This is a genomic window from Chryseolinea lacunae, from assembly GCF_016735595.1.
GTDB classification, from domain to species: Bacteria; Bacteroidota; Bacteroidia; order Cytophagales; family Cyclobacteriaceae; genus Chryseolinea; species Chryseolinea lacunae.
Window position 1 is genome coordinate 1 of sequence record NZ_JAERRB010000026.1, and the last position, 4,679, is coordinate 4,679.

General features: G+C 44.6%; 5 protein-coding genes. 1 reads left to right on the top strand and 4 read right to left on the bottom strand.

Going from position 1 to position 4,679, the window contains the following annotated elements; all coding sequences use genetic code 11:
• The 4 genes from JI741_RS32350 to JI741_RS32365 form a co-directional block, all read right to left on the bottom strand.
• Positions 1-447 (bottom strand): efflux RND transporter periplasmic adaptor subunit (locus JI741_RS32350; protein WP_202016726.1); only part of this gene is annotated, 447 nt, incomplete at its 3' end.
• 9 nt (positions 448-456) lie between these two features.
• Positions 457-1,773 (bottom strand): TolC family protein, encoded by a 1,317-nt coding sequence (locus JI741_RS32355; protein ID WP_202016727.1) that lies wholly within the window; start codon positions 1,771-1,773, stop codon positions 457-459.
• Positions 1,774-2,273: 500 nt separating this feature from the next.
• On the bottom strand, positions 2,274-2,732 hold the full coding sequence (locus JI741_RS32360) for an OsmC family protein (protein WP_202016728.1): 459 nt from the start codon (positions 2,730-2,732) through the stop codon (positions 2,274-2,276).
• Between the two features lies 1 nt (position 2,733).
• A complete protein-coding gene (locus JI741_RS32365) occupies positions 2,734-3,432 on the bottom strand; it encodes a peroxiredoxin (RefSeq protein ID WP_202016729.1) in 699 nt (232 codons plus the stop codon).
• Between the two features lie 229 nt (positions 3,433-3,661).
• Here JI741_RS32365 and JI741_RS33220 point away from each other — a divergent pair, with 229 nt between their 5' ends.
• A complete protein-coding gene (locus tag JI741_RS33220; protein WP_202016732.1) occupies positions 3,662-4,060 on the top strand; it encodes a BON domain-containing protein in 399 nt (132 codons plus the stop codon).
• The last annotated feature ends 619 nt before the right edge of the window (positions 4,061-4,679 follow it).

Here is a 4,679-nt window from a genome sequence, read left to right on the forward strand (position 1 = left end):
CGAGTTGTAATTGAGGGTTATGTTTTCCAACTCCTTTTGCGAAGCACTTTGTTGCTTGAAGAGTTCGGTATAGCGCTCATAGTCCTTTTGTGCATCGCGCAGCGCCGCTTCAGTTTCCGAAACCATGGCGCGCGCCTGCGCGCGTTTGGCAAGAATGTCGTCATTGCTGATGGTAACCAGCAGCTGTCCCTTTTTCACTTCATCGCCAGGTTTTACTTTGATGTCCGTTATGAAGCCCATCATACGTGTACTGATCATGGCCGTTTCACCGGACACAACCTGCCCGCTACTCTGAACGGAGTGGACGGACTGTTTTCCTGCCGTGGTCACGGTCACGGTTACGGGCCTATCCTTTTCCCCATCGTCTTCCCGCTGGTCATGCGAACAGGAAGAAAGAATGACAAGAGATACAAAGGCAAGGTTAACAGTGTGAATATATCGTTTCATGGTATTCGTTTATTTTACGGATGTCGTGGTCAAGAAAAGCCGGTAAGAGGCGGTTGTATTGTATTGATAAATAGCCTGCACGAACAGCAATTTTTGTTGTGCAAAAAGGGATTGTGACTGTAATACATCATTCGTTGTCACCAGCCCCTGTTGAAATCTGTTTTGAACAATGCGAAGGGCCTCCGCCGATTGACTGACGGCAATTTCCTGTCGCTGTATCGCGAATAGAGCGTCCTGCAATTGGCGTGCAGCCTTGTTCAGCTCCAGTTGAGCCTGCTCCTTTTGCAGGGCGAGTTGCTCCACCGTCTTATCCCGTTCGATGCGTTGCTCCGAAATTTTATTGCGAGTAGTTGTGCCATTAAATAGTGTCCATGATAGCTGTGCGCCCACCAAATAAGAATTAGACCCAAAACCGAAAGCTTCACGGTCGTTGATCATATACTCGCCAAAAGCATTTAGTTTCGGCAGGTACGCCATCTTACCGGATTTGATCATTTTTTCGTGAGTGGTCACTGCAGACTGCATGGCTCTGAAATCAGCGCGATCGATAGGTATCTCTGCCGGCGTGTTGTCGATCGGTGTTATGCGGGCGATGGAGTCAACCTGATAAATGACACCTGCTTTAGCGCCCATCAACAGCCCCAGGTAGTCAGAAGCATTCTGAATATTGCTTATTGCTTCGGCCAGCTTGTTTTCGGCAGACTTTACCTGAACCTCAACCTGCAGGACATCTGACTTTTGCAAGTAGCCTTTTTCGAAGCGATTAGTAGTGGCTGTATAAATTGCATTAATGGCTTGAAAGGCATCTTTCAAAACACTTTTGGCCTGATGTGCCAGTTGCAACTGTGCATAAGCTCTTTGCACTTCGAAGGACACGTACTCTTTAGTACGTTTTGTTTTAAAGGCATAGGCCAGTTGTTGCTCCTGCGCGGCCTGGCGCATCGCCCACATATCCAGGTTCAGGATGGGTTGAAGCCATTCGGCCTTCGTTACAAAATTTTGTGTAGCCGATGGTTCGTTTAGCAAATACGGATTAAAGTCATTCTGGGTAATAGCTTGTTGCTGGAGTTTAAACCCAAAAGCATTTAACGGGTTGTTGCTGCTCATGCCAGTATAGCTGAGTTTGATTTGCGGTAGAAATACCGCGTTGGTTTGTCCATACTTGGCTTCCGCCGCGGCTTCATCGAGCGTTGCCAGATGTATCTCCTTGTTGTTTTTGAGCGTGGCCTCTAATGCCTGATCCAGGGACAGCGGCGCGACCTGACCTTGGACTGACAGGGCGCATAGAATGCTCCAGACCAGTGTCCCCAATACTACTTTGTTCATGTGTCTTAGAATTTGATACAAAAGTAGCGTGAGGGTAAGCCCCGGACTGTGACTTGGGTCACGTTCAGATTTTTTTTAACAATTTTTACTGGGATTAAGACAGCAAAAAAAAATGAGGGTAACGCAATGTTGCGCTCCGTCACGGAAACCTCAAGGATGGGTTCCTATGGATGATCCTTTGAGTCTTCTTATCGGCGGGTTTAAACATATCCAACAGCAGTCCTCCCATCACGGTTCCGTAACTGGTGCTATTGACGGCGATTCGAATGCTTCCGCCGAAAGGGCATCCATCCTTTGTGACGAAAATAACCATATTAGATCATGTGGTTACAACAAAATATCAATAATATAGCTATCAACACATTATGCAACCATCTGAAATATTCAAACAGCTTTCAATTTACCAGAAACCTGCCTGGCGGGGTGTGAAAATTCGAAATGATCACTCAATGTGACTCATTACCTTTATTCATTCCGCAGATATTCGCCTGCGCAATGGTCTACACCTCCTGCATTTCAACTATTACGATTGGCTTCATGATGACCCGTGACTTTATCGAATTTGAAATTAGGCATGCGGCCTCCGACTTATGCAACACCCTTTCCGCTCGTTCACGGTCTTTTTCTTCCACAATGGTGAGCGTAGGCTCAAGAATGATTTCACTCATTACAAGTTTTCCGTCCACCTGTTCCAATTTCCCTTTTGATTTACAACTGAACTTTACAAAGTTCAATTTTGAATTTTCTGCTACAGATAAAAAGGTGGTCATTAAACAACTACTTACAGCGGCCGTAAACAAATGCTCTGGTGACCATATGCCGGGCATGCCTTTGGGAAACTCAGGAGGCGTTGCTACCTCAATACAATTGACGGAATCCCTGTTCAATTCAGAAGAACACATGATCCCCTTGCGTTCCGTATTCCAGTTTATTTCGACATTATAGTAATGCGCTTCCATATCACTTTGTTTTTACCTTTTCAAGGGGTAATGGCTTTGTACAGAAAAACCAGTCGGAGCATGTGATGTCATCTTTATTTTCCATTCTTTCTTTAGCAACTCCACAAGAGCCAGCAGTAGGTACAATCACATCATCGCCTGGCCGCCAGTCGGCAGGTGTTGCTATACCGAAAGTATCGGCCGTTTGCATAGCAATCAAAGCTCGCTTTAACTCGTCAAAATTTCTGCCCATGGAAAGTGGATAATAAATAATGGCCCGAATCATTCCTTTCGGATCTATGAAGAAAACCGCTCTAACCGCTTTAGTGGAACTTTCACCAGGTTGGATCATTCCATATTTTTTAGCCACCTCCATACTTATATCTTCAATCAATGGGAATTTGACCTCAATATTTTTCATTCCTTTAAACTCGATCTTTTCCTGTATAGTTCTTAACCACGCGATGTGGCTATATAATCCATCGATTGACAAGCCCACGAGCTGACAATTCAAGGCAGTAAATTCAGGTTCCATTTTCGCGAACGTCATAAACTCTGACGTACAAACGGGAGTGAAATCAGCCGGGTGACTAAAAAGAATAATCCATTTATCCTTATAGTCATTAGGGAAGTTGATTTCACCCTGAGTGGTAACGGCTTTAAATTCAGGAGCTTTATCCCCTATGCGTGGCATAGCTACTACTTGTTCAATGGGTTCCATTTTCGTTTAATATTTTTTTCTTCCTGCTCGATTTTGTGCGCATTTTCATTTGCATGTAACATTACGACACCTCACCAATAGTTTAGGTGATAAAAGTCACAGTGAATACTTTTCTTTCCTGACTTTAGTCAGGATGATTCACATGGTCCAGACATCATTTTGAACGACGCTAGATTGGGCGGTCTGCCTACCTCTAGGAAGCCGGTCTTTTGATATTAAATGCGCTGAAGTGGGATGGAAAAATTCCAAGGGACAAAATCAAGGTGACCGTGGAGGATGTTGGGTTACTCTAGAAGGTGAACTCAACTGGAATTATGAACGGGAAGCAGCAAGAAGGGTCGTGTCCGCCCTAACAGGGGTGAAAGGCATTTTTAACAATATGAAAATCAAGCCCACATCACTTGACGTCATTGAGGCCAAGGAAATTAAAAACGCATTGTCGCGCAATTGGTCTATTGATACCAGTGACATCAAGGTGACTGTACTGGGCACCAAAGTAACCCTCTATGGAACGGTTTCTTCCTGGTTTCAACGAGAGGAGGCAGAACGTATCGCCTGGAAAGCGCCAGGCGTGTGGGCTGTGGACAATAATCTTATCGTCGAATACGATTACTCTATAGTTGACTAAAGTAAAACGGAATAGCAATCTTCCGTTTTCGTTAAAAATATACGTATAAAAAGTACCAACACCTAGATCAGGTTAATTATTCAGAATTCTAACAGGTTATAGAAAAAATCGAAACAGACCTCATACCGCAAACTCGAACGGAGCTGACTGCCGATGGTTTTTGACAAATTGTGAGTAAGCATTCCTTACTCCTAACAACGATTGACATATGTACAATGGAAATTGCTCTCCAGATTCGTCTGGGATTTCAAACCAAGTCTGTGGATTGCTATCACAACGCTAACAGCGATTGCCGGATGGGTTCTTATATTGCCCCCTCCATTCTAATCATCTTCTTATTTGCCAAGCTATCTCATAACAACCATTATACGTCAGTCTTTGTACAATGTCCGCCGGCGCCGCCTTTGGCAGCATGATCGGAACAGCGCAGTTCTACATCATCCGAAAATTCTTTAACGACGCTACAATTTGGATTTTCGCGAATGCCATTGCCTGGGTGTAAGCTCCCCCGAAAATTGGGCCACTCAAAAGTTTCCTTTTCAGTCTATAAGCAAAGCTAAGTGACCGCTCCATGGATATCAAGACCAAGGCGAGCGATTGCCTGCGGCAATCGGTCTTG

Bases quoted from the DNA above. Each gene is read 5' to 3' on its own strand.
- JI741_RS32355 (WP_202016727.1), bottom strand. From the start codon at position 1,773: ATGAACAAAGTAGTATTGGGGACACTGGTCTGGAGCATTCTATGCGCC.
- JI741_RS32360 (WP_202016728.1), bottom strand. From the start codon at position 2,732: ATGGAAGCGCATTACTATAATGTCGAAATAAACTGGAATACGGAACGC.
- JI741_RS32365 (WP_202016729.1), bottom strand. From the start codon at position 3,432: ATGGAACCCATTGAACAAGTAGTAGCTATGCCACGCATAGGGGATAAA.